The following is a 24,775-nucleotide window of genomic DNA, read 5'->3' on the forward strand; positions in this document are numbered from 1 at the left end:
TTAGCGCTATCTGTCTTTAGTTTCAAAGTACAAGCAAGCCCTAAGAATGAGATATAAGCAAATTCAGGAAGTATTTATCTAACAAAAGTTTAATAATAGTTTTGATTAATCTATTAGATATATAGGACTCATATTTGATTTGGTGAAAAAACTCGGTACACCTTAAATTTCCGAAAATCTTATTGCCTCTTGCCTACCTACGCAAGTAATTTCAGTAATCAAATCAGATTCTTATAGCTAACAAATAATTAATCAATAAAACTTGCTAACAGTAGCAAAATAATATTCCAGATATAAGAAAATATCTAACAAAAGTTAGAAGGTTTTGTAAGTCTTAATTACCCAGACTGATAAAGAGTGAGTAAGTTTTCAAACTTACAGCAGATTGCAAGTTGCTGAGGTACAGATCATAGTACGGGCGCACAGCTGTGTACCCGTACTTGTGTACTTCATTTACCTGAAAAACGCTGTAAGCGTCTTTACACCTAAGAAAGTGGGAATAGTTAAAGGCGATTTTCATCCCCAAGTTCAGCAACGGCTAATTTTTCCAAACATTGTGCTATTGTGATTCACATTCTCTTTTGGTTATGTAGTGGCGATAGCGAAACATTGCTTCTAGTTGTGCTTGCACTAACCAACCGCTGATAAATTCAACTGTTTCTCTACCAGGCATGGAAAAGGAAATAGCATCAGTCAGCCTAGTTTTACCAGCATCTTCTGGTTCAAATTCATGTCGATGTACCCAAGATTCAAAAGGGCCAGATATCTGTTCGTCAGTGAACAAGCGATATTTTTCGTGTTCAGTATGACGGGCTAGCCAAGTTAAAGATACCGGGCCGAGAAACAAGCGAAATTCTGTGATAGCACCCACATCAAGGCCTCCATCACGGCGGACTATTTGGACTGGCTGCCAAGGTGGAGTTAGCAGTTTTAAAATGTCTGGCCTTTCGTGAAATTTCCAAACTACTTCTGGTGGCGCATTGATGACTGAGGAATGTTTAAAGTGCAGCATGGAAAGAAAAACCTAAAATTCAACTTTCAGATTCGGTATCAATCTCGATATCTAGGGTGTCTTCATCAACTCGGACATACAAAATATTTGGGTTACAGCAAACTTGACAATCTTCTACATAGGATTGTTGTCCCCCGGCACTCAAATCAATAAAAGTTAAGTTTGGTTCGCCGCAATAAGCGCAGTAATACTCAGCTGTGGTTTGCATCAAGTTTTAAGGTGTAATTTTTGGGCATTGGGCATTGGGCATGGGGCATTGGTTATTCTCCGCGTCCCCGCGTCTTTCCATCTCCCTATCTCCCTATTCCCTACTCTGATTTTGAGATCGGTTGAAATAACTTTTAGCATCACCCAAATGCTTTAGTAGTGTAGACTGTGGCAGAGGCCCTTGCAAGTGGCTCCACGGTAATATTTGCTCTGTTGACCAATCGGCGTGGACGTAAAAATCTAAGTCGGGGATTTGTCCTTTGAGTTCTTTGAAAGCACGTTTGTAACTACCCAAAGAATCGCCAAAGCTACGAGTTAGTTGCAGAAGTTGTGAGAGCCTGCGATCGCCCCTGGATAATAAAGCCTGTATAATCGACCAATTATAGCTTTCTGGGCGAAATTCTATTCCCTTTGGTTTTAGCTGTTTTTGTAAAAGCTGCAAGCGTTTTTCTGCTTGGCGATTGACTCCCAACCATTGAAATGGTGTATGTGCTTTGGGTACAAATGTGCTACATCCAAATGTTAACCGCAATCCCGGTGCAGCTTTTTTGATACTATGCATCATGGTCACGGTTTGTTCTAAATCTTCTGGTTCTTCGCCAGGAATTCCTGCCATTCCGTAGAGTTTTAAACTTGTGAGTCCACCAGCTTTGGCATTGATAGCTGCTTGGATGATTTCATCGTTATGTAGCTTTTTGTTGATGATTTGGCGAATTTTTTCAGAACCACTTTCTACAGCAATGGTAAGCGATCGCGTGTCTCGTTGTGCCAACGTTTTTGCTAACTGGACTGTTACGGTATTGGTGCGTACTGAGGCAATACTCAAACGAACATCATCATATTTTGGCTGACTAATATAATCTAGTAACTCTTCAAATTCTGGATGTTGAGTTACAGAAGCCCCCAATAATCCCAGCCGATTTGTAACTTGTAAACCTTTTTCAATAGCTGGAATTAATGAACCTTCCAAACTTGCAGTTCTAAAAGGTAATGTCAGATAACTTGCCAAACAAAAACGGCACATTTCTGGACAACTTCTCACCACTTCCACCATATAAATATTTTCCCAAGCGGCTTTTTGGGTAACTACAGTCGAGGCTGAAAGAGTATTTCCTCGATAGGTTTGTTTTTGCACCACTGCGGGAATTTCCGGGTAAATTGGTTGAATAGACTTTATTGCACCATCTTTTGTCTGATATTCCACCTCATATAAACTGGGAACATAAATACCTGGTACTTGTGCCAATCTTTTGAGTTGAGTTTGTCTAGAAGCTTTTCTAACTTCTTTATAAGCTTCTATCAAATTCCCCAGTAAATTTTCGCCATCCCCCAATAGAATGACATCAAAAAAATTTGCAAATGGTTCTGGGTTAGCAGTGAGAACCGGGCCGCCGCCAAATATTATCGGATGAGAATCATCACGGAAACTTACTAAAATCGGAATTTCTAAAGATTCCAGCAAATTGAGAATATTCACATAATCTAATTCCCAGGAAATAGAAAATCCAACAATTTCGGGATTTCTGGGTAGTTGTTCGTGAGTATCAGTAAATAGGCGACTTACCTGCACATCATCACGCATTGCCAAAGTCGCCCAAACTACCTGATAGCCCAGGCTAGTGATACCGACGCTGTATTCATTAGGAAAAGCGAAGATGAGGGGGATAGCGTTGGTGTCTGGAGTAGTGGGTGTAAATAAAAGGCGTTCTAAGTCAAATACAGATGATGTCACGGGTTTTTTATAACTTTTTGAATAAATCTAGTCTCTTAAAAATCGCGCCTACACGGGCAAAGCCAACTCTAGCAGGCGGATGAGAATTTACTTTACCTATATTTAATTTTAAGCCATAGAATTATCAAATTAAAAAACAATGTTACGCTGTTGGCGAGAATAATTGGTAAAGCTTGGAGATAAATTCCATATATTAACCACAAAAAAACACCGCTGTTAAATGTAACCAACATTACAAAAGAAACATCCTTTGCTGATTTGCTTTGCCAGGTTTTAAACATCTGTGGTAAAAAGGCGATCGTAGTTAATGTAGCCGCAGCTAATCCTAGAACCGTTAAAAAGTCCATTTATGCAAACCTATAAAATTAAGTGTTGAGTTATTGAAAAATTTAACAACTGATTTTCATCATACTGTATTGATGTGTTCGCTTTAAATTATATTGTGAAGTAAAAATTGGATAAAACAAAATGGGGAAAAATGTTTAATTTCCCCATTGTTCAAATAATATTGTGATAACTTAAAAGTTTTTGACAATAAAAAATGAATTAACTAAAATTTTTGTGGGTTGGTCTAACCCTTTATGAGTGAAACAAATCCAAAATCTAAAATCCTTAGACACTAGCGAAACTTATCAATTAATTCTTCACGCGATAACTGCAACAATAAACGCGTAAACTCTTCTGGTGGTAACGCTAATAAAGGTTCAATAATTGCTTGAAGCTGATTATCTGTTTCACCAAAGCGAACTTTCAGCAAATTTTCCACTACCAAACGTTCTCCTTGCTGAACTCCTTGCTGAATTCCCCGTTGTTCCCCTTCTTGTATCGCTTGTTGTCGGTCTTGTTGGTAAAGCGGTGCTAATCGCATAAGTAATTCCCTGTCTTCTTCATCTTGATTTTGAGTAACTTGTAAATTTTGTTGTAAGTTGTACAACAATTCTAACGCCGCTTTGCGGAAAGGGTTATCAGGAGTAAGTGCTTCTAATTCGTCAATTGCTTGCTTTTGAACGTTGCCTCTACCGATGATTCTTAACCATAAAGTTTCTGGAATAGGAGGTAACTGATGAATTGCGACTATAGCAGTACGCTTACCTTGGCGCTCTTGGCGTTCTTCTCTTCGAGACGCTTCGCGTTGGCGGAAGCCTCTCGTAGAGAAGGCGGTTTGTTAAAAAATTAAATGCATCTTCATACAGAATTGATATTAGTAATTGTTCGAGGTAGTCTTTAGCAAATTGGTCATGAATGAATCTCGTCATTTTTTGAAACTTTTGCTATGTAACCCAATTTATTTATGGTTATCTTGCAATTTTTTGAGATAAGACTTATCTCAAGAGTAGCGTTTAGAATCTTTTTTTAGTAAATATTCTGCTGCTTAATGTCGTTTATTCTCATCTTTTGTACTATTGATTACTCGTTTTTTATCAGCATCTATATCTTCTGTTTCTGCACCACGCTGAATGGCTTGTTCAAACCAATAATCACCTTCTTCATAATTATATTTGTCATAACATATAGCACCCATACTAGTAAAAAAGGGCGAGTTCCTTACCCACCCTAGAAAAAGAAATATTTTCAAAAAACGTAGTATAATTTTACAGCAGTTTACACTGAGCGTAATGCCGCAGTAAATGGTCGCATAATACCAATGCCACCATTGCTTCAACCATCGGAACTGCACGCGGTAACACACAAGGATCGTGTCTTCCTTTTGCAGCTAAAAGCGTTTCTTCGCCTTCACGATTTACTGTTTTTTGTTCTTTTCTAATTGTTGCTGTCGGCTTAAAAGCAACTCGCGAAATAATATTTTCTCCGTTGGAAATTCCCCCTTGAATGCCACCAGAACGGTTGGTTACGGTACGAATTTCGCCATTTTCATCAATATAAAATTCGTCGTTATGCTCAATTCCTGTTAACAGTGTCCCGCCAAAACCAGAACCTATTTCAAAGCCTTTGCTAGCAGGCAGAGACATCACACCTTTAGCAATATCAGCTTCCAATTTATCAAATACTGGTTCGCCTAAACCTTTGGGCACATTTCGCGCCACACATTCTACTACACCGCCAATAGAATCGCCTTGTCTGCCAGTTTGCTCGATTAATTCAATCATGCGTTCGGCGCATTCAGCATCAGGACAGCGAACGATGTTGCTTTCCACTTGTTCTAAAGTAACAGTGTTTGCATCGACTACGCCTTCCAAATCCTTGATGCGCTTGACGTAACCAATAACTTCCACATTGGCAACCTGGCGGAGAATTTTTTTAGCGATCGCACCTGCCGCTACTCTGCCAATTGTCTCACGCGCTGACGACCTACCGCCACCTTGCCAATTGCGAATCCCATATTTTGCATCATAAGTTGCATCGGCGTGTGAAGGACGATACTTTTCGGCCATTTCATCGTAATCTTGCGGACGAGTGTCTTTGTTCCGCACCAAAATTGATATCGGCGTTCCCAAAGTTTTGCCCTCAAATACCCCCGATAAAATCTCGCAGGTATCCGCTTCTTTGCGAGGTGTCGTGATTTTACTTTGTCCCGGCCGCCTTCTATCTAGTTCTACTTGGATTTCTTCTGCTGAAATTTCTAGTTGTGGAGGACAACCATCAATCACAACTCCCACGCCACCGCCGTGAGACTCGCCAAAAGTAGTTATCCGAAATAGATGACCAAAAGTGTTACCCATGATTATTGAGTGAGGAAAAAGGGTGAGGCTTATCTATCCACTCTAGTGTAAAATAGCCCCGCCCGCTTATGGGCTGGGCTTTTGAGTAGTTTCATCTGCATTGAGAAATTTTTAAGTATAATTACTTAATATGTGTCATTCAGTCCCAACAAGAAGCGATTTTTAGCATCTGTTAATCGGAATATTGTTAGGAAAACCTGATTTAAAGTTGCGAAAATTCAAAGGTCTTGATAAGCTGAAACACCAATAGTATAAGCCTTCTGGCGGTTTTATTGTCTTCACATTTCCCCAGACGCCGACGCAATATAGGAGTGTTTTTTAGTGAACGCATCTGAACAAGCAACTAACTTAGAACTCGCCAGCAAAATTGCTACGGTAGTTAATTTGTTCAAATTCGAGTTTCCTGATGCCAAATCTGACCTCAAACCCTGGAAGAATGACCCGGAAACCAGGGAGTTAGTCGATCCAGATTCTATAGATATTGGCTTTCACTTTCCTGGTATTAGCAAATCTTGGCGAAGTCGCAGCGTATTAATTCAAATCCGATTTTATCAAGATCCCATCAATAATTCACGGCGAGCGATCGGTGTGGAGGTAGCTGGATTCGATCATCGTGGTGAGGCATGGCGACTCTCTACAGTAGAAAATTGGAGTGTTGTCGGCGCATCTTCGCCTTCTAGTGAAATCGGGGATAAGCTCAAACAGATTTGTCGGCAGATTTTAGAAGTATTTAATAACTGAAGTTGAGATTAGGGAGTGTTTTCAAACTCGAAATTGGAGAGGGACAGGGGGGGGAGACGCTCTGAGGCAAAGATGTTTTTGAATAAATTTTCGCCGTGTCACCGCGTCCCCTAATCTCCGTGTTGGACTTTTTCGGTAATATTTATTACTTTAAATACACGCCCTAACCCCCATTTGCCAGCTGCATCCTTGAAGAAGTTGACGACTTGCCTGTTCGTCAAAATTAATGCGATCGCCCGCTATTTACTGATATGAAATTACACTCCATATTTATGGCGTTAGCACTGCACTTGGTACACCACAGTAAATACTTCCAAAAACCAAAGCGATTCTATAATTGCTTAAATAAAAATGCCGGACTAAAAGCATCGAAAGTATAAAATTACTCTCTATAAATAATAAATATTTCCAATGTTTTGATTTATTGCCAGAGGTGGTAAAAGAGTATCATTTTTGAATATAAATTGCTATATATAGTGCTAACACTTAGACAAATACAATCAAAAACTCTTTGGTAATCAAACTGAAGTCCATCAATCGAGTAAGTCTATACTTCGATTATCAATAGACTTGGCGCAAGATAATTTTGCATCTGCGTTCAATTGGACTGCATTTTTTCGTTTGCATTAATTATTTAGTCTAATTTGAAAAATGTATTTTATTTTTCAAATGATTACTGAATTTTAAGTTCGCAGTCTTCCGTTTTAAAGTCAAAGGAACTAAGCATGTCTACATCAAACAAACTAAATATACGTTACTCAGTACGCTACCTTGAAGAACAATACAATAAAGGCAACAAACAACCTCTCGAAGACTTGGTGCGTGCTTGGAAAGGAATTAAAGAACTACCCCCAACAGATAAAAGATCGTTTTTTGTTCTAGGCGGTTATCACGGTGAGCCTTTTCAATATCGGCAACAAGTTGACGAGCTATCACCTGTTGACACATATACATATTGGGGAGGCTATTGCAACCACGGAAACGTCCTCTTCCCTACTTGGCACAGAGTATATGTCCTGAAATTAGAAGAAGCATTGCAAAGTATCGTACCTGGCGTGACTATGCCATATTGGGATGAAACAAGTGAAGATTCTCTCGAATATGGAATTCCCTCAATCCTCACACAAGAGAAATTTGAACTTGACGGAGAACTAATTGATAATCCGTTGCGTTCGTTTGTCTTGCCTGAAGCGTTATCTGATTACGTACCTAGTGATAACCGGATTTATGAAAAGCCCAAAGGATATGAAACCGTGCGCTACCCCTTGTCAGGGTTAGTAGGTACCCCAGAGGCTCAATCTGTCACCAAAGAACACAACGCTGCATATCCTGACTACGAGGAGAATGTTAAGCTCCTCAACCAGAATATAATTGCTTGGCTAAAAGGCCCGGTGCCAGAGGAGAAACCTATTGATAGTGTCTACTCACAATTCCAGAACTGCTTGCGGGCACCAAACTACACTGTTTTTTCCAACACGACTTCAGCAGCAGAGTGGAACAAGAATCATTCTGGTGTGATAACTTCATTAGAATCTCCTCACAACGACATCCATTTAGCTGTGGGGGGGTTTGATGTACCAGGACAGGGAGAGGCTGGAATAATACATGGCGCAAATGGTGACATGGGCGAGAATAATACCGCTGCTATGGACCCGATTTTTTTCTTTCACCATTGCAATATAGACCGTGTATTCTGGCTATGGCAGAAGCAAAACGGTTACACCGATGAAATTGATATCATTGATGGGTATCAAGGCACTAGTTCAAGCGATTCCCAAGGCCCCACTCCAGGCATTGCTCCTGGTACTTCACTATCACTAGATACACCTCTCAACCCGTTCCTGAAGGATGAGTTTGGTACTGTTTACACATCCAAAGACTGCATCAACATCGAAAAGCAACTTGGTTATACATATGCACCAGGTTCCCTTGAGGAAGTACCACATCTGATGGCAACGAGGAGTGATGTCAGTTCCGGAAAATTAGTTGCTAGTAAAATTGACCGTGCCTTATTCCAAGGTTCTTTTGTAGTGGAAGCTTACGCAACATTTAAGAACGCAAACGGTGAATCGACAAAACATTATATTGGACATCATTCTGTTCTCAGTCGTTGGAATGTCATTAAGTGCGCTAATTGCCTAACTCACTTGGAGGTGATTGCACATTTCCCCTTAAGCGGTATCCCAACAGAGGCAGTGAATGATGCCGAGTACCATCTAGAATTTAAACATCGTCAATTTGCTCAGTACCATTTAGAACCTCAACATCGCAGATTAGAATTTCTACGTTCTGGAGCAAAACTTCCTGCGAAATTAAGCTATAAGCTTGAGGTTAAAGGTTAAAGAAGTGGTAAGCTGTCAGGCATTTAACTTGTAAATTTAGCTGAAGTAGGGTAACACAGCTGTGCTACCCTACTTCAGTGATTTTTAGTTTTACGTAGCAGTACTACATAATTACAACTTCAGCATGATTGTTAAGCATTGAAGGATCGATCGCAATGCCTAACGCTTCAGCTACACGAAGACCATAGGAGACATCTGCTCTAAAAAAGTGGCAAAGTTGGCGCATTTGGATGTCTTGCTTTGCTTGGCTGAGGCTACCAACAATATTTTGCACTAGACGTTCTTGCTGTTCGGGAGTCATTAAGCGATAGAGGTCGCCTGCTTGAGTATAATCGTCGTTTCCTTCACGATGATTGTAGCGATCAACTGTGACATCGCCCAAATGACTAGGTGGCTCTGCATAGGCTGGATTTTCTTTCGGCGTACCCTCAGCACTATTGGGTTCATAGTTGGGAACGCTACCACCGTTATTTCCCAAGGCCATGAAGCCATCCCGCTGGTAATGCATTACTGGACATTTGGGTTGGTTGACAGGTAGTTGCTGATAATTACCACCCAAACGATAGCGTTGAGCATCTGGGTAAGAAAAGATGCGAGCTTGAAGCATTTTGTCTGGAGAGAAACTAACCCCAGGAACCACTGCACTCGGACTAAAAGCGGCTTGTTCAACTTCCGCGAAATAATTCTCTGGGTTACGGTTTAGCTCTAATATCCCAACTTCAATTAAAGGATATTCTGAATGCTTCCAAACTTTTGTCAAGTCAAAGGGATTATCTCGATGTTTTGCTGCTTGCTCCTCGGTCATCACTTGAATACAAAACCGCCATTTGGGATAATCTCCTTGAGCGATCGCTTCAAATAAATCGCGAGTCGCATGATCGGGATCTTCTCCTTTAATCTTGGCCGATTCCTCCTCTGTCAAGGTTTGATGCCCTTGCAATGTCTTAAAGTGAAATTTACACCAAACGCGATCGCCCTGAGCATTAATTAAGCTAAAGGTATGGCTACCAAAGCCGTCCATGTGTCGATAGGTTTTGGGAATTCCCCGGTCTGAAAACAAAATCGTTACCTGGTGGAGTGATTCGGGACTCAGCGACCAAAAATCCCATTTGGCATTGTGGTCTTTACAATTTGTCTGGGGATTCCGCTTTTGGGTATGGATGAAATCAGGAAACTTCAGTGGGTCACGGATAAAGAAAATCGGAGTGTTGTTTCCTGTAATATCCCAGTTACCTTCTTCTGTGTAAAACTTAACAGCAAAACCTCTGGGGTCGCGCTCTGCATCTGCTGAACCCTTTTCCCCACCAACCGTAGAAAAACGTAAGAGAACCTCTGTTTTCTTGCCAATCTCAGAAAAAAGCTTGGCTTTTGTGTAGCGAGTAATGTCATGGGTAACCGTAAAAGTACCGAAAGCTGCTGCACCTTTGGCATGGACAACTCTTTCAGGAATACGTTCTCTGTTAAAATGAGCCAGTTTTTCTAACAGGTGAAAATCCTGTATTAATACAGGGCCACGCGCCCCAGCAGTTAGGGAATTCTGGTTATCCGCAACAGGGATACCATCAGCAGTTGTCAAGTTTTGGGGTTCAGTCATGGTCAAGAACTTCTCCATTAAGTAAGTAAAATTTTCAACAGTATATTTTAGCCAGTAGATCGACGGATACCTACTGATAGAAATAAGAAATCGTAGTCATTTCGAGTTCATATCTAAAGCATACTCGAAATGACTATGATTTAAAAGAAATTTTTTTGTATTTTTGTAATTTGTCGAGGCGAACAGCTATCTACCCCTAAGTATGAACCTATCGCAGTAATCTTGTGCAATGCTATGTAAATATGATTAAGATAGGGATTTTTGATTAATTTTAGGCATTATAGGGCAATAAGCATCTCTCTCATCCCTTACTGCCAATTCAAATGTTTGAGAATCAACGAACAAACATCCGTCGCCTCAATTATGTCGGTATCAACTAGATGAGTTTGATGGGTGATAAATAGCGGCCCTTCATTTGTAGAAGTAGTAATGTGACCGTGAGAACCACGTACTAAGGAAGCATCCAGAGGAATCACATCCATGAGGTAGCGAAAACCGAGTTGTTTCTTAAGTAGCTTGAGAGCGATTTTTCCTTGAGGAAATTTAATTTGCGGGTCGAGGAAAAGTTCTACAGGATCGTAACCGGGTTTGCGGTGAATATCTACGGTTCGGGCAAAATCCGGGGCTTTGTTATCATCGAGCCAATAATAATAAGTAAACCACGTATTAGGCTCGGCGATCGCCACTAACTCTCCCGATCTGGGATGATCGAGATGGTAGGCTTGTTTACCTTGTTCGTCTAATACTTGGGCTACACCTTCAGTGGCTTCTAAAAGCGATCGCACTTTTGGAATGTAGGCCGGATCGTTCACATATACATGAGCTATTTGGTGATCGGCCACAGCAAAAGCAATACTAGCACCAAAATCGAGCAGTTCTCGCCCCAATTCTTCCCGCACTGCAATTAAATTATTTTCCCGTAACACGCGGTTCAAATGTACTGCTTTATCGACAGGAGTAATGCCATACTCAGAAAGAATAATTACCTGAGTATTTCGTGCTTGATAATATTCAATTAACTCTTTACAAACACCATCAATTTCTTGTAAATCTGCTTGGATGTGTTTTTCATCGTGACCAAATTTTTGCAGACAATAATCTAAATGTGGCAGATAAACTAGTGATAATGTAGGGCTATAACGTTCCTCAATCCATTTTGCAGAATTAGCAATCCATTGGCTAGAACTAATTGAAGTTTTTGGCCCCCAAAAATCAAATAAAGGGAATTGTCCTAAATCAGATTGAATTGGCGATCGCACATCACTAGGATGGGTATAAATATCAGGTAATTTTCTCCCATCCGCAGGATACATTGGCCGCGGTGTAATAGCATAATCCACTGACGAATACATATTGTACCACCAAAAAAGGTTGGCACAAGTAAAATTTGAATCGATAGATTTAGCAATTTCCCAAACTTTACGAGCTTGTACTAATTTATTAGATTGTCGCCAAAATTTTACTTCACATTCATCTCGAAAATACCAACCATTAGCAACAATTCCATGTTCATTAGGCAACTTTCCTGTTAAATAAGTAGCCTGAACAGAACAAGTTACAGCAGGTAGGACTGTTTTGATCGGAACTACTTGGCCTTTTGCTGCCCAAGTAGATAAAAATGGTGTGTTATTTCCCAATAAGCTAGGCGTTAATCCTACGACATTTAGAATAACTGTTTTTTTCATAAACTTTATTTTCTCTTAATTTACAGCCAGTTCTCTAAAGATTCACGAGGTTAGCTATCAAAAGGATTCTGGACTTTTACTAAATTCTTTTAATACCCAATCATATTCTCGCTGAATAGAAGTCAACAAATCTATTTTCATTTCTGGCGGTAATACATCCCAAGTGTAAGTTTCAATTTCTAAATGCGAACAAGCATGATTTGTTTGCAGTAAATGTAAAACAGTGGCAATATCATCTTGCGTAGACTGCAAAATTTGATAATCATGAATAAAAATTGGGACATGAAAGTGAGTACGCCATTCTTGAGCTAGAGATTTTTCCAAATGAGGTAATGCAGTGACTAAATCGGGATAGTGATATAACGTACCATCAGTGCGACGTTCGATTACTTGGTGAAGATAGGTAGATTCTGCAAAAGGACGTAAGCGTTCAACTATCAAACTACGTTTTTCAACTTCAGCAGGAATTTTTACTTTAATTGCTGCACTAATTTGAATCTTGCCAATCTTAATTCCTGCTGATTCTAAGCGTGCAAACACAGAATCTGGTTGTTCATATTCAACTGAAAAATGGCAGGTATCATAACAAAGCCGGATATGCTCTAGTAATTTTGCTTCAGCTAAACTTTGTTCAATATTTAGTTTTTCTGATAAATAATTACCACCAATCGGCAATAACCAATTTTGGAAAAAATCAATTACTTCTGATGTATTCTCAATTAATCCGTCGGGTTCTGGTTCTAAATCGATATGTAATAATTTTCCTGTTTCTTCCCAAATGCGGATTGTGTTTTCAACAACTGATGCTAGGTTTAAACAACTCTGTTTGATAACTGAATCCCAAGTTGTTTGGTCTTCTCCCCACCAAGGTTTATAGGATAATGGCAATGTAGAAATCCCGCCATCAAGTCCTTTGGGTAACAGAGTTGCTAAAATTTGTGTAAGATTTAATGTGTAGTTTACTCGTTCTTGTGTAGACCAATCTGGTGCATAAACTTGGTCTTTTACTATTTGTCTGTGGAATCCTCCGTAAGGAAATCCATTTAGGGTAAAAACATATAAATCTTGCTGAGTTAACCACTCTTGGAATTGAGCTAATCTATTACTTTCTAAAAGTTCCTTGGCGGCTACATCCGCTAACCTCAAACCAATACCAAAAGGTTCTGTTGGCGATAAACGCGATTTAAGTTCGGGAATATATTTTTGTAGATTTGCAAATACCTCCACCCAAGTTTCACCAGGATGAATATTGCTGCAATAAGTTAAATGGAAGTTGTTGTTTGTAATTTTCATTTTTTAGGTTTCTCATCTAGTTTTATTTACACGCAAAGACGCAAAGACACAAAGAGGTTTTCAGTTTTGGAGTAATTAAAATATTTTGTAGAGAACTCAATGTTGGTCTGTGCGGCTGTGCGTGAGATTTTCATAACTGTATTGAGGAAGGTTAATTTTAAGTAACAGCAAAGATTTGTGCTAATTTCATAGAAATTGGTAGCAAAATCAGCACTGCTAAACCGTAATACAAACCCGCAAAACCAGATGCAACAGTCGCATCAAGAACAATTAGAGACAACACGCCTATTTTGACAGCATTACGGATATTTTCGGGTAAAGGTTCACGCGCAGCTTTGACAAAATTAGGCAGTATTCGGATAGCTAAGAAAACGGCGAATGGTAATGCTGCGATCGCTGTATACTCTGGTAATATTCCTAATGCTAAAACTGCCGTCAAAACTATTGCAATCAGAACTAGTGCTAAGACTCCTGTAATCTTCTTTCCTCCGTGAACTTCGCCCTGACTAATTGCGGTGATAGCAGCAATATAAATAACAGGAATCAGCGTTAAATACCAACGTTCTCCGATGATTTCCGGGGCAGCACTTACACCTAATAATAAATTACTGCCACGGCACAAGCCCATATTCAGCGGCCCGAAAAAAGGATGATGTTTGGCAAGGGAATTATACAGTAGTGCTGAAAGAGTAATGAAGATAGCGATCGCACCGCTCAACCAAGATACTTGAAAAGCTGCTCCAATACCTATAGCAAAGAGTATACTGCCTAATAAAGTAGCATTTTTCAACGACACCCGACCACTAGGTATTGCTCTATTTGGTCGTTCTTTTGCATCTAAATCAGCATCAAAAACATCATTAAAAACGATGCCACCACCATATAAACCTGTTGTTGCTAATAACAACCAGCCTAATGAAATTAAAACTGCAAAATTGGCATCGCCATTAATTAATTGAGTAAAAATAATTCCAGATCCAGAAGCAGCAAAACCGACCAAAATATCAGCCCAAGCAGTAACAATATTAGCCGGACGCATCAATTCAAAATAGCCCCGCCAGCTTTGAAATTTCAAGCTTGCAACATTCACTTATCTGCCTCCTTAATACTATTTTGGATTTGAGATTTGGGACTGTGACAATAACAAAAAACAAATATAAAAACTTCTCTTCTAATGCCCAATGCCCTACTCCCACTTTTTCCTATTCAATCAGCACTGAAAGTGAATTAATACCGGGTTCTTGTCCTCGCAAGACAGAATTACCATTAAATAGCTGACGCTGGTCGATGGATTCGGGATTAAGCCAGTCTGAGGCTTGCATCTGCCCGGTTTGACTGTAAGCAGCTAGAGCATTTTCGTAACAAACTGCTCGCACGTGTTCTTCAGGAATGCCTCTTTCTAACATCAACTGAGCCGTTTTTGGCACTGCTAATGGATCGCTAATTCCCCAATCAGCACTACTATCAACAATGATGCGATCGCGTCCATATTTACGAACAACTTCTACCATCCGGGCGTTACCCATTTTTGTCTGGGGATAAATCGTAAAAGCTGCCCAAAAACCACGTTTTAATACTTCTTCAACGGTTTCTTCGTTGTTATGATCGATAACTACTTGTGAAGGATCTAAGCCATATTCAATACACCGATCCATACTCCGACTTGCACCCGCTTTCTTATTACGATGAGGAGTATGAATTAGTACCAACATATCGAGTTCTTTAGCTAACTCTAACTGTTGACAAAAATATTTGTCTTCTGCTTCTGTCATGTCATCGTAGCCAATTTCGCCAATGGCAACAACTCCTTCTTTACAAGCATAAAGCGGTAAGAGTTCCATCACTTCTGCCGCCAGTGCTTCGTTGTTAGCTTCTTTGGGATTTAAGCCGATTGTGCAGTAGTGCTGGATGCCAAACTGACTAGCGCGAAACCTTTCCCAACCCACTAGGCTGCTGAAATAATCTTTAAATGTGCCGGCGTTGGTTCGGGGTTGTCCCAGCCAAAAAGCTGGTTCGATAACGGCAACAATGCCATATTCCCGCATTACTAGGTAATCGTAAGTAGTACGGGAACACATGTGAATGTGAGGATCGATAAACATCATAGGTTTAGGGAATGGGGCATTGGGCATGGGGCATGGAGAAAGAGGCAGGGGGCAGGGGGCATGGGGAGGTGTGGGAGGTGTGGGAGGTGTGGGAGGTGTGGGAGGTGTGGGAAGATGGGGAAGAAATCTTTCCCCCCACACTCCCCACACTCCCCCATCTCCCCAGTCCCCAGTCCCTTTCAGCGATCGCTGCTAAAACTATTCCAAGTCAGGTTACCCTGTTCTATGGATGACTGTAAATCTGGATAATGAGAAAGTAATACTTGCGCTTCGGGTAAACCTGATTCAGCACAAGCTAATGCTGCTGCTTGTTGTTCGGCTGTATCACCATTTATCAGGACTTTTTCTAAATCTGCGATGATTGCACTATCAGCATATTTACCTACAGGTCGCCAAAGTTCTGGGGTAACTGAGCGTTTAGCCGCCCAACGTTCGTGGGCATAGTCTGTCAACATCTTTGCTAATTCTGGGTTAGCGCGACGATCTAGACCCCAAATTAGATGCAACGGACTACCGACAAACACGGCTTTTAAGACCATCTGATTCCAAGCGGCATTATCTAAATAATCGGCTGGATAAGGGTTGCGTAGTGCTATGGCTTGGAATACGTTGCTCATATTGCTGCGAATTCCCTCAGCAGCACGCTGACGGTGTAATTCTGGATGTGGCAATAGGGGTAAACTCTGATATAGTGCAACTAACTCGCCCATGTCGGCACTAGAGAAAAGTTTATCAAGCGATCGCACATAACCCTCGGCATTATCGTGAGGCAAAGCTAAAACCAACAGTGTGCGACCTGCTTGATCTACACTCCAATTACCAGGATTCCAACCCGGAATTGCCTCCTGCGCTGCTGCTAAATCTTCGGATGTTAGCTGCAAATTCTGTTTACCTAGATAACGCGGCACAGCACTAAAAGCTGTGAAAAACACTCGCTCCCCAGCACCGCCAGTAATCTGTGCCTGCTTCTGTTCCAGCCAAGCAATACCGATCTGAGAAACAGACTGTAGTAACCACTGATGTAGTAACTTGTTTACTCTACTCATGACAAATTTCAGATAAGTTGCCCAACTTTTTTTGGTGACAACTATGTATAATTTCTAGCATTAAAATTGATACTTTATTCTTCAACTAGTTATATAGTATATTACTTAGCTAATAACTTCATTGAATCTATAAAATACATATAATTTAGATAAGATACTGTAAAGTTATGATTTTCAATCAATAAAACCCTAAGTTCGCTTACGGGAAAAAACTAGATTTGTGTGTAATAATGATGATATCAACTGTCAAACTTAGATGAAAGTCTAAGATATACTTAAGTACAGCCATCAAGAAATTTGCCAACCACTTTCATTCACAGTATTATTCAACAATGAATAATACTGTTGTAAGACAATGAATTACTAGCTCTGGTTATCTAGTAGTTAATTGTAATTTTGAAGTGCAAATTTATTTGTATTGTTGAAATTGCCACTAATCTAAGTTCAGTTAGTGCATATATCTACAATTAATTAATAGTTAATAATATTCGGATATGGCTATTAAACAAAAGACTGCTCTCAACCTACAACCCATTAATCAATGTGTTCAAGTAACCTTCAAGTATGATGTTCATTTTACCAGAGGTTTGTTTGAATTAGATAATTCTTTATTGGCACAAGTGATTGCAGGAAATGGGGAGATAACTCCAAAACGAGTGTTAGTAGTGGTAGATGGAGGAGTTTTAAATTACCAAAATGGATTGCTAAAAAAATTAGCACATTACGCCGAGCATTATGCAGATGTGCTTACCTTGACTGGCGAACCAATAATCGTTCCGGGTGGAGAAGCAGTCAAGAATGATTCTACATTTATAGAGCAAATTCATCAACGAATTGATGCAGTTGGATTATGTCGTCATTCCTACGTGATAGCAATTGGAGGTGGAGCCGTACTAGACATGGCAGGATACGCCGCAGCGACGGCTCACCGAGGAATTAGGCTGCTACGGGTGCCGACAACAGTATTAGGACAAAATGATTCGGGTGTTGGAGTCAAGAATGGAATTAATGCCTTTGGCAAGAAAAATTTTCTTGGCACATTCATGCCACCTTATGCTGTATTGAATGACTTTGATTTTATTACTAGCCTTGACGATCGCGATTGGCGATCGGGTATTGCAGAAGCGGTAAAAGTCGCGCTAATTAAAGATGCAGATTTCTTTAATTTTATTATGACTTATGCCGATAGATTAGCTAATCGAGATATGGAGATTATGGAAAAGCTAATCTATCGTTGTTCGCAGTTACACTTAGAACATATTGCTGGTGGCGGTGACCCTTTTGAAATGGGTTCATCACGTCCATTAGATTTTGGACATTGGGCAGCTCACAAGCTAGAACATTTAACTAATTACAGTTTACGTCACGGTGAAGCTGTGGCGATCGGCATTGCTTTGGATACAACCTATTCATATTTAACAGGGCGACTTTTAAAATCTGAGTGGCAAAGAGTTTTAGTTACACTTAAGAAATTAGGCTTTACATTGTATGTATCGGCACTCACAGAGCAACTAGATCGCCCAGACCATCCTAACTGTATATTTAGGGGTCTTACAGAGTTCCGCGAACATTTAGGAGGAAAATTAACAATCACCCTTCTAGAAGGAATCGGTCAAGGGATAGAAGTTAACGAAGTAGATTTATCTTTCTATAAAGATGCTATTTCCTTGCTGCAAGATTGGGAACTATTGCGTTAATTATCTATAACAATCCCCATTTTTCTTATCAATCTCTTGGAGATAATAACCTAATTTTTCGCCGTTCAAATGTAGAGACGTTGCATTGCAACGTCTCTTTTACATTGGTGCGTTACGCGACAACACATCCTACATTTAAATTTCTGACAGCCAACGGTCAACCATCAACACAATAAAGATATGCTCCGTTAGATGCGCGACAGCTTAATTTCCAGTTATCATGCCTTTGGAATAGTATTCGCATAGTTTTTTCATTAATGAGAAAATATTTATGAGATACAAACTCTTGGGCAAAAGCGGATTAAGAGTTTCTGAACTCTGCTTAGGAACCATGACCTTCGGTGAAGATTGGGGTTGGGGTGCTTCCAAAGACGAAAGCGCTAGAGTCTTTGATGCTTTTGTGGAAGCAGGAGGCAATTTTATTGACACCGCCAATGGTTACACCGATGGTAGCAGTGAGAAAATTGTCGGTGAATTAATTGCCAAAGACCGGGAACGCTTTGTAGTTGCAACGAAATATTCCTTTCCCTTGCGGATGAACGAACACAAGGGCGACCCCAATGGTAGCGGGAATCATCGCAAGAACTTAATCCAGTCTTTAGAAGGTAGCCTGAAGCGGTTGAATACTGACTATATTGACTTATTTTGGTTGCACGCTTGGGATTTTACCACGCCCATTGAAGAAGTGTTGCGATCGCTTGATGATGTAGTCCGCCAAGGTAAAGTACTTTACATCGGTATTTCTGATGCACCCGCTTGGATTGTTTCCCAAGCAAATACCATCGCTCAATATCAAGGATGGACGCAATTTGTCGCTCTGCAAATTGAGTATAGTTTAATCCAGCGGACACCAGAACGCGATTTATTACCGATGGCTAAAGCTTTCGATTTAGCAGTCACACCGTGGTCACCTTTAGGTGGTGGTGTGCTGACAGGTAAGTATAATAAACCGCCTCAAGAAAGTAGCGAACCAGGACGGTTAGCAAATCCAGCCTTAGGAATTATTTCAGAAAAAAGTTTAGCGATCGCGGAAGTTGTAAGTCAAGTTGCAGCAGAAATTGGACACACACCATCACAGGTAGCATTAGCTTGGTTACGCGCTCAAAGTGGGGTAATAATTCCCATTGTTGGCGCACGTAAATTAACTCAGTTTCAAGATAACTTAGCTTCTTTGGATGTGACTCTTTCCCCAGAACATTTGCAGCGTCTAAATGAAGTAAGTCAAATTGATTTGGGTTTTCCCCATGAATTTTTGCAGACTGATGGGATTCGCGATCGCCTTTTTGGTGGTACATTTAATGCCATAGACAACCATCGCATCTAATGTGATTAGTCATTAGTCATTTGTTACTTGTTCATTGATGAGTGTTTTATTATTTACTAATGACTAATGACCAATATATTTACACTAAGCATTGAACGAAAATAAATTTTCCATCAAAATTGTATCAATCACAAACAATAACACATTCAGGCTTTAATTCAATCTATCGTCAGAGAGTTTCGCTTTACCAACTAAAATCTGTAAAGTTAACTGTAAAAGGCATTAAGTAAAACCATGAGCGACAACACCCTCTCATCACGTTTGTACCCCACACGCATTGACATTCCTGCTGAAGCACGAGTGCAAATTGTAGTTATTCTCAACAAAACCCTGGCAGCTAGTTTAGATTTGAAAACCCAGGTAAAGCAAGCGCATTGGAATGTTAAAGGCACCGATTTCTACCAGCTACATGAACTATTTGATGAGATTGCTGGTGAATTAGAAGAATACGTTGATATGGTTGCAGAACGCGTCACCGCTTTGGGTGGATATGCTGTAGGAACAGCCCGTGCTGCTGCCAGTAATTCCATTCTGCCAGAATATCCATTTGATATTTTGGATGGTAAAGACCATGTAACAGCTTTAGCAGATCGTTTTGCACCTTTCGCTAAACATATCAGAGAAGCGATCGCTAAAACCGATGAATTAGGTGATGCAGACACCGCTGACCTTTACACTGAAATTTCCCGCACCATTGACAAACGTCTGTGGTTCTTAGAAGCTCATCTACAAGTAGCAGAAATCAAGGGAGAAAATGGCAGCGCAGGTGCTACTAAAAGTCAAAAAGCAGTAGCTAGCGTCAAGTAAGCGCTTTTAAGTTAGGGAATAGTAAATCTTAAGTAGTAGGGTGCGTTACGCCTTGAGCCTAACGCACCATATTATTTGTATACAGGAGAATTCAGAATTCAGGAGTCAGAATTCTGAATTAACAATAGCCTCTCTAACTACCTTTGAAAATCCAGATGTAGAGACGTTGCATTGCAACGTCTCTACAAAGATTTTGATATCATATAGAATCGTTTTCATAGATTAAATCAGCAACACCAATCAAAGCATCATATTTAATTAGATACCGCTCCAAAATTCCATAGTATATTTTTGGTAAGTATCGCACTTTTAAGTGCGTACTTTTCATTTTATATGTATATACTTTACTATTTAAATAGTTGAAATTGAGGTTGAATAAATAAAAGTTATAAACAATTTTTGTTATCCAACCCTTATTAATTCTGAATTCTAAGTTCTGAATTATTACCTAAAAACAATTAACAACAAGGGAAATCTATGTCTAAAAATACAATCACTCATCTAATCCACGATCGCAATGCACGGGGTCACGCTCAAATAGGCTGGCTGGATAGTTATCACACATTTTCCTTTGGTAGTTTTTACGATCCCAACCGTATGGGATTTCGTTCTCTGCGAGTAATCAATGATGACCGCATCGCCCCTGGTGCTGGATTTCCTACCCACGGTCATCGAGATATGGAAATTCTCACCTACGTCTTAGAAGGTGCTGTGGAACATAAAGACAGCTTGGGTACAGGCTCAGTAATTCGTCCCGGTGATGCCCAAATTATGAGTGCTGGTACTGGAATCAGCCACAGCGAATTTAATCCTTCGCCAACCGAACCACTACACTTGCTACAAATCTGGATTATTCCTGACGAACAAGGGTTGACACCAAGATACGAACAAAAAGCTTTTCCCATCGAAGAAAAGCGCGGCAAATTACGCTTAATTGCTGCTAAAGATGGCCGTGATGGTGCTGTAACAATTCACCAAGATGTTGACCTATACACATCTGTTTTAGAACAAGGTGATGTTGTTAATTATCAAGTCAAAAGCGATCGCTATGCTTGGTTACAAGTAGCCCAAGGTATAGTCACCTTAAACGGTGAAGAACTCAGAGCAGGCGATGGCGTACAAATCAACGGTGAAGATCGGTTAGAAATTAGCACTAATATTGGCGGCGAAATCTTGCTTTTTGATTTGGCGTAATAGGCTCAGTAATTGAATAGACCACTGTAGGGTAGCACAGCTGTGCTACCCTACAATCATTGGAGATAGTAATCAAATTGTCCACGCAGGCGCTAGAGTTTAGTTGTGAATAGTTGAGGATGTTGCAGATGGCATACAGTGATTTCACACTTGCCAAAGTTCGAGAAACTTTTCAACTTATAATTGATGAAAAGCGCAATTTGTTCAAAGATGTGTCGCCTATTCAACCTTCCACTATCTTGAGAACACTCTTAGAAGAATATACTCAACTAGCAACTGCTATCAACACTGAAAAAGCCCGTTCTGAATTACTAATTATGCCAGTTCTAACGGAAGTTAGACGGCAGTTAAATTATCAAATTTCTCTGTTTTCTGGAACAGATTTTTATGTAGATGCTAGTCAAGGATTGAATGGATTTTGTGATTTCATTCTCTGTGGTTCGGAAGAACAGTTTTACATTAAAGCGCCTGTGCTTACAATTGTTGAAGCAAAGAATGAAAATCTTAAAAATGGCTTAGGGCAATGTATCGCCACTATGCTAGCCGCCCAATTATTTAATAAAAATACTCAACAAGAAATTACGAGAATCTATGGAGCTGTCACTAGTGGAACCAATTGGCGGTTTTTAATGTTGGAAGGGGTAACAGCATATATTGACATAGTTGAATACTATATCAATGATGTTGATAAAATTCTGGGTATTCTGTTGCAACCATTTCAATCTGCTTTGCTACGAGCATCTTCCTAAATCAGTCAAAATAATTATTTGAACAGTTAAATATGCTGATAGTCGCTACAATAGCCGTAAACTCAGCCAATTCATGAACCAGTATTTGCAGCATCGCACTTATTACAGTGTCAGTTTTTGAGATGTTGGCTACAGCTACGAAGTCGGACAAACTCCCGCAGGTGATTGGATTGGCGTGCGAACCCAAAGGGAATTTGAATACAATCCTTAGAAAGAGTAGCAAAAATCTCATGTCCAAAAAGCCCGATTCGCAGTTACAAAATCTCTTCGCCACCCACAAATCAACCAACTGGCAAGAAAGATTAACACAAATAGCCTACCGCTTCAACCGAGAATACCAAGGTCAAGCTGTTGAACTCCCAGCAGAAGTCCAAGCAATGCCAATCTTCCGAGAGTGGGCTAGCGGTAATTTTTCCGGGAGAATTGCTTCTCCTTTTTGGGAAGTTGCCAAACCGCAAAAGAACCAGCACTGTCTAGATATCGGCTGCGGTGTCAGCTTGTTAATTTATCCTTGGCGAGATTGGCAAGCATTTTTTTATGGGCAAGAAATCAGTAACGTGGCGCGAGATATTCTCAATTCTCGCGGGCCGCAGTTGAATTCCAAGCTATTCAAAGGTGTTGAATTAGGAGCAGCTCACGATTTAAACTATTCACCAGGTCAATTTGATTTAGCGATCGCCACAGGATTTAGCTGCTATTTTCCACTTGAATACTGGAAAATTGTCCTGACAGAAGTTAAACGAGTTTTAAAACCAGGCGGACATTTTGTATTTGACATCCTCAACCCCCAACAGCCTTTAGCAGAAGATTGGGCAGTTCTGGAAACTTATCTCGGTGCTGAGGTATTTTTAGAACCTCTCGCTGAATGGGAAAAAACGATTAAAGCTGCTGGTGGTAAAGTCATAACTCAAAAATCAGGTGAATTATTCGAGTTATACAAAGTGCGTTTTTAAAAGAAGAATTCAGGAGTCAGAATTCAGAAGTCATGAGTCACTATCTAAATGACAAATGACTAATGACTAATGACTAATGATAATCATTCAGCAATAACTGGACTCGTTGGATCTAAAGAAGTTGTAAACACAAAATAGATGACTCCAGCGCCGAGAATCATTATAGCCAAACTAAACAGCAACACCCAGCGGTCTGTTGGTTCATAAGTATCTTCTTCGATATCACGACGGACTGCAAAATAGTGTCCCGTTGACAGCCACACTGTAATCAAACCTACCAGCGAGAAGACTAAACCTAACTTCCAGCCGTTACCAGGACGGGGTACTAAAGGTATTTGGAAAGCACGTAGACGCACGATGACCACACCAAAACCCAAAAGAGCAATCCCTGTCCGCATCCAAGCCAGGTATGTACGCTCATTTGCTAAGTGGTCTCGTATGCGAGACGGATTTAATCGTCCTGGTTTCTTTTGCTCTTTAACTTCTTCTGTGGATTTCGATTTTAGCTGCATCAATAATACCTTTATTCCGAAAGAAGTACCTCTCCAAAAAACGCGAAAGTAGTAGCAAATTTCCTTCCAGATTATTTGCATCCAACGCGCTAATTGTGCTAATGAAATATATTTATTGTGATTGTACATTTTTTTGCTAAGTTTATTTTAACTAAAATTTAGTATTCTTCTCAAGTAGCGTGCAGTTAAGAGCGATGTCTCCCCTACGCAATACCAAAACCACGATTTTCGTTAAACCTAAGTAGTAATTACCTATAGAAAACAGCCAACACCAGAGAGATTTTTTACCAGTCCTTGTCCTGTTTTGTCTCTGATTTTGGCTGTGAACCTGTTAAATTTCAAAACATTTCGTTGAGAAACAGATTCCAGTAACTAGCGTTCACTAGTAACTGTCTACTATTCGCTGATTTAAGACTTCTCAATAGGGGCATTGGGAACTCGTGTATCTATTAAAGCCTGTGATACATTCGGAATAAACCAATTGACTTCATTAGCTTTGACAATTTCAGCATTAGGAATGTTGATTTCAATTGCAGCATTCTCTGGATTGGTTTTAATCGTTAACTTGCTGCCATCAGGTATTTTGATAGCTACTGGTTCTGTAAATTCTTGAATTTCTCCGTTTGGAGTTAAGGCTGCAAGTTGAGCATCATTTGGCAAATAGAATCCATCACAATCCCAATTATTTTGAGTTGACTGGCCATCAGCTAGAAAATACAGACCATTCTCGTATGCAGCATCATCATCTTCTTCCTCATTTGCTGCTTTGCCGTAGACTGCAATAGTATTACCTGTTTGGTTCTCGCATTGACCCCAGTTAATTCCCGTCTCTAAAGCATATTTTTGGAATTCTAGCTCATCGATTTTCTTTTGAATTTCTTCTGGTGTCACACCTGCGATTTGAGTTTTGGCTTTTTTTGCCTGAGTGAGTTGCTTAAGTGCTTTGGTAACCTCTACATAATCAGGGTTTTTGCTAAATTTTGGTCTATCAGCAAAAGAAGGTTGGGCAAAGGCGAGATTAAGAAAAATCATCAAAACAATTAGCAGAGATTTCCAGATTTTCATGATTGAACTCCTGTTGATATTTAATTTATTTTAAAG

24 protein-coding genes are annotated in these 24,775 nt (G+C 40.0%); 9 read left to right on the top strand and 15 right to left on the bottom strand.

Annotated features, from left to right (window positions below):
• Positions 1 to 559: 559 nt before the first annotated feature.
• From H6H03_RS16055 to aroC, 7 genes are all read right to left on the bottom strand, one after another.
• Positions 560 to 1,012 carry an SRPBCC family protein gene (locus H6H03_RS16055; RefSeq protein WP_190956083.1) on the bottom strand — a complete coding sequence of 151 codons (453 nt, stop codon included), beginning with the start codon at positions 1,010 to 1,012 and terminating at the stop codon, positions 560 to 562.
• Positions 1,013 to 1,031: 19 nt separating this feature from the next.
• Positions 1,032 to 1,220 (bottom strand): CPXCG motif-containing cysteine-rich protein, encoded by a 189-nt coding sequence (locus tag H6H03_RS16060; RefSeq protein ID WP_096535781.1) that lies wholly within the window; start codon positions 1,218 to 1,220, stop codon positions 1,032 to 1,034.
• A 93-nt stretch (positions 1,221 to 1,313) separates the two neighbouring features.
• Positions 1,314 to 2,951, bottom strand: coding sequence for a B12-binding domain-containing radical SAM protein (locus H6H03_RS16065; RefSeq protein ID WP_190956084.1), 1,638 nt, complete (start codon positions 2,949 to 2,951; stop codon positions 1,314 to 1,316).
• A gap of 92 nt (positions 2,952 to 3,043) precedes the next feature.
• Entirely contained in the window at positions 3,044 to 3,298 is a 255-nt protein-coding gene (locus H6H03_RS16070) for a SemiSWEET transporter (protein WP_190956085.1), read from the bottom strand.
• A 272-nt stretch (positions 3,299 to 3,570) separates the two neighbouring features.
• On the bottom strand, positions 3,571 to 3,888 hold the full coding sequence (locus tag H6H03_RS16075) for a hypothetical protein (RefSeq protein ID WP_199338958.1): 318 nt from the start codon (positions 3,886 to 3,888) through the stop codon (positions 3,571 to 3,573).
• A gap of 435 nt (positions 3,889 to 4,323) precedes the next feature.
• Positions 4,324 to 4,473: a hypothetical protein gene (locus H6H03_RS16080; protein ID WP_242057859.1), complete on the bottom strand. Its 150-nt coding sequence runs from the start codon at positions 4,471 to 4,473 to the stop codon at positions 4,324 to 4,326.
• 70 nt (positions 4,474 to 4,543) lie between these two features.
• Positions 4,544 to 5,632, bottom strand: a complete 1,089-nt coding sequence (gene aroC, locus H6H03_RS16085) for a chorismate synthase (RefSeq protein ID WP_190956086.1) — start codon at positions 5,630 to 5,632, stop codon at positions 4,544 to 4,546.
• 321 nt (positions 5,633 to 5,953) lie between these two features.
• Here aroC and H6H03_RS16090 point away from each other — a divergent pair, with 321 nt between their 5' ends.
• Together H6H03_RS16090 and H6H03_RS16095 are read left to right on the top strand one after the other, a co-directional pair.
• A complete protein-coding gene (locus H6H03_RS16090) occupies positions 5,954 to 6,373 on the top strand; it encodes a hypothetical protein (protein ID WP_190956087.1) in 420 nt (139 codons plus the stop codon).
• A 725-nt stretch (positions 6,374 to 7,098) separates the two neighbouring features.
• Entirely contained in the window at positions 7,099 to 8,715 is a 1,617-nt protein-coding gene (locus H6H03_RS16095; protein ID WP_190956088.1) for a tyrosinase family protein, read from the top strand.
• A gap of 103 nt (positions 8,716 to 8,818) precedes the next feature.
• Here H6H03_RS16095 and H6H03_RS16100 read toward each other — a convergent pair whose 3' ends face one another.
• From H6H03_RS16100 to H6H03_RS16120, 5 genes are all read right to left on the bottom strand, one after another.
• On the bottom strand, positions 8,819 to 10,309 hold the full coding sequence (locus tag H6H03_RS16100) for a catalase (RefSeq protein WP_190956089.1): 1,491 nt from the start codon (positions 10,307 to 10,309) through the stop codon (positions 8,819 to 8,821).
• A gap of 308 nt (positions 10,310 to 10,617) precedes the next feature.
• The gene (locus tag H6H03_RS16105) at positions 10,618 to 11,994 is read right to left on the bottom strand and encodes an alkaline phosphatase family protein (RefSeq protein WP_190956090.1); all 1,377 of its coding nucleotides are present in this window, start codon (positions 11,992 to 11,994) and stop codon (positions 10,618 to 10,620) included.
• A gap of 57 nt (positions 11,995 to 12,051) precedes the next feature.
• Positions 12,052 to 13,287, bottom strand: a complete 1,236-nt coding sequence (gene eboE, locus H6H03_RS16110) for a metabolite traffic protein EboE (protein WP_190956091.1) — start codon at positions 13,285 to 13,287, stop codon at positions 12,052 to 12,054.
• Positions 13,288 to 13,444: 157 nt separating this feature from the next.
• Positions 13,445 to 14,377, bottom strand: coding sequence for a UbiA-like protein EboC (gene eboC, locus H6H03_RS16115; protein WP_313931854.1), 933 nt, complete (start codon positions 14,375 to 14,377; stop codon positions 13,445 to 13,447).
• Positions 14,378 to 14,489: 112 nt separating this feature from the next.
• Entirely contained in the window at positions 14,490 to 15,419 is a 930-nt protein-coding gene (locus H6H03_RS16120; RefSeq protein ID WP_242057860.1) for a TatD family hydrolase, read from the bottom strand.
• Here H6H03_RS16120 and H6H03_RS16125 point away from each other — a divergent pair.
• Positions 15,418 to 15,588 carry a hypothetical protein gene (locus H6H03_RS16125; RefSeq protein ID WP_190956092.1) on the top strand — a complete coding sequence of 57 codons (171 nt, stop codon included), beginning with the start codon at positions 15,418 to 15,420 and terminating at the stop codon, positions 15,586 to 15,588. The genes H6H03_RS16120 and H6H03_RS16125 overlap by 2 nt on opposite strands.
• Here H6H03_RS16125 and H6H03_RS16130 read toward each other — a convergent pair.
• Positions 15,572 to 16,438, bottom strand: coding sequence for an EboA family metabolite traffic protein (locus H6H03_RS16130; RefSeq protein ID WP_190956093.1), 867 nt, complete (start codon positions 16,436 to 16,438; stop codon positions 15,572 to 15,574). The two genes, H6H03_RS16125 and H6H03_RS16130, sit on opposite strands and share 17 nt — an antisense overlap.
• A 494-nt stretch (positions 16,439 to 16,932) precedes the next feature.
• Between H6H03_RS16130 and H6H03_RS16135 the strand changes: the two genes are divergently transcribed.
• From H6H03_RS16135 to H6H03_RS16160, 6 genes are all read left to right on the top strand, one after another.
• Positions 16,933 to 18,135 (top strand): 3-dehydroquinate synthase, encoded by a 1,203-nt coding sequence (locus H6H03_RS16135; protein WP_190956094.1) that lies wholly within the window; start codon positions 16,933 to 16,935, stop codon positions 18,133 to 18,135.
• A 271-nt stretch (positions 18,136 to 18,406) separates the two neighbouring features.
• Entirely contained in the window at positions 18,407 to 19,459 is a 1,053-nt protein-coding gene (locus H6H03_RS16140; RefSeq protein WP_190956095.1) for an aldo/keto reductase, read from the top strand.
• Between the two features lie 234 nt (positions 19,460 to 19,693).
• A complete protein-coding gene (gene dps / locus H6H03_RS16145; protein ID WP_190956096.1) occupies positions 19,694 to 20,266 on the top strand; it encodes a DNA starvation/stationary phase protection protein Dps in 573 nt (190 codons plus the stop codon).
• 477 nt (positions 20,267 to 20,743) lie between these two features.
• Positions 20,744 to 21,460, top strand: coding sequence for a pirin family protein (locus H6H03_RS16150; RefSeq protein ID WP_190956097.1), 717 nt, complete (start codon positions 20,744 to 20,746; stop codon positions 21,458 to 21,460).
• Positions 21,461 to 21,588: 128 nt separating this feature from the next.
• Positions 21,589 to 22,209, top strand: coding sequence for a hypothetical protein (locus H6H03_RS16155; RefSeq protein WP_190956098.1), 621 nt, complete (start codon positions 21,589 to 21,591; stop codon positions 22,207 to 22,209).
• A gap of 230 nt (positions 22,210 to 22,439) precedes the next feature.
• Complete coding sequence (locus H6H03_RS16160) at positions 22,440 to 23,162, top strand: class I SAM-dependent methyltransferase (protein ID WP_190956099.1); 723 nt, start codon at positions 22,440 to 22,442, stop codon at positions 23,160 to 23,162.
• Positions 23,163 to 23,245: 83 nt separating this feature from the next.
• Here H6H03_RS16160 and H6H03_RS16165 read toward each other — a convergent pair whose 3' ends face one another.
• Both H6H03_RS16165 and H6H03_RS16170 read right to left on the bottom strand, forming a co-directional pair.
• Positions 23,246 to 23,674 (bottom strand): YidH family protein, encoded by a 429-nt coding sequence (locus H6H03_RS16165; RefSeq protein ID WP_190956100.1) that lies wholly within the window; start codon positions 23,672 to 23,674, stop codon positions 23,246 to 23,248.
• Between the two features lie 408 nt (positions 23,675 to 24,082).
• The gene (locus H6H03_RS16170; protein WP_190956101.1) at positions 24,083 to 24,739 is read right to left on the bottom strand and encodes a hypothetical protein; all 657 of its coding nucleotides are present in this window, start codon (positions 24,737 to 24,739) and stop codon (positions 24,083 to 24,085) included.
• Positions 24,740 to 24,775 lie beyond the last annotated feature (36 nt).

This window comes from Nostoc paludosum FACHB-159 (genome assembly GCF_014698835.1).
In the GTDB taxonomy this organism is placed as follows: domain Bacteria; phylum Cyanobacteriota; class Cyanobacteriia; order Cyanobacteriales; family Nostocaceae; genus Nostoc; species Nostoc paludosum.

Bases quoted from the DNA above. Each gene is read 5' to 3' on its own strand.
- H6H03_RS16170 (WP_190956101.1), bottom strand. From the start codon at position 24,739: ATGAAAATCTGGAAATCTCTGCTAATTGTTTTGATGATTTTTCTTAAT.
- H6H03_RS16155 (WP_190956098.1), top strand. From the start codon at position 21,589: ATGGCATACAGTGATTTCACACTTGCCAAAGTTCGAGAAACTTTTCAA.
- H6H03_RS16055 (WP_190956083.1), bottom strand. From the start codon at position 1,012: ATGCTGCACTTTAAACATTCCTCAGTCATCAATGCGCCACCAGAAGTA.
- H6H03_RS16120 (WP_242057860.1), bottom strand. From the start codon at position 15,419: ATGCCCAATGCCCCATTCCCTAAACCTATGATGTTTATCGATCCTCAC.
- H6H03_RS16140 (WP_190956095.1), top strand. From the start codon at position 18,407: ATGAGATACAAACTCTTGGGCAAAAGCGGATTAAGAGTTTCTGAACTC.
- H6H03_RS16105 (WP_190956090.1), bottom strand. From the start codon at position 11,994: ATGAAAAAAACAGTTATTCTAAATGTCGTAGGATTAACGCCTAGCTTA.
- H6H03_RS16100 (WP_190956089.1), bottom strand. From the start codon at position 10,309: ATGACTGAACCCCAAAACTTGACAACTGCTGATGGTATCCCTGTTGCG.
- H6H03_RS16130 (WP_190956093.1), bottom strand. From the start codon at position 16,438: ATGAGTAGAGTAAACAAGTTACTACATCAGTGGTTACTACAGTCTGTT.
- dps (WP_190956096.1), top strand. From the start codon at position 19,694: ATGAGCGACAACACCCTCTCATCACGTTTGTACCCCACACGCATTGAC.
- H6H03_RS16080 (WP_242057859.1), bottom strand. From the start codon at position 4,473: ATGGGTGCTATATGTTATGACAAATATAATTATGAAGAAGGTGATTAT.
- H6H03_RS16070 (WP_190956085.1), bottom strand. From the start codon at position 3,298: ATGGACTTTTTAACGGTTCTAGGATTAGCTGCGGCTACATTAACTACG.
- eboE (WP_190956091.1), bottom strand. From the start codon at position 13,287: ATGAAAATTACAAACAACAACTTCCATTTAACTTATTGCAGCAATATT.
- H6H03_RS16095 (WP_190956088.1), top strand. From the start codon at position 7,099: ATGTCTACATCAAACAAACTAAATATACGTTACTCAGTACGCTACCTT.
- H6H03_RS16125 (WP_190956092.1), top strand. From the start codon at position 15,418: ATGGGGCATGGAGAAAGAGGCAGGGGGCAGGGGGCATGGGGAGGTGTG.
- H6H03_RS16060 (WP_096535781.1), bottom strand. From the start codon at position 1,220: ATGCAAACCACAGCTGAGTATTACTGCGCTTATTGCGGCGAACCAAAC.
- H6H03_RS16150 (WP_190956097.1), top strand. From the start codon at position 20,744: ATGTCTAAAAATACAATCACTCATCTAATCCACGATCGCAATGCACGG.
- H6H03_RS16135 (WP_190956094.1), top strand. From the start codon at position 16,933: ATGGCTATTAAACAAAAGACTGCTCTCAACCTACAACCCATTAATCAA.
- aroC (WP_190956086.1), bottom strand. From the start codon at position 5,632: ATGGGTAACACTTTTGGTCATCTATTTCGGATAACTACTTTTGGCGAG.
- H6H03_RS16165 (WP_190956100.1), bottom strand. From the start codon at position 23,674: ATGCAGCTAAAATCGAAATCCACAGAAGAAGTTAAAGAGCAAAAGAAA.
- H6H03_RS16160 (WP_190956099.1), top strand. From the start codon at position 22,440: ATGTCCAAAAAGCCCGATTCGCAGTTACAAAATCTCTTCGCCACCCAC.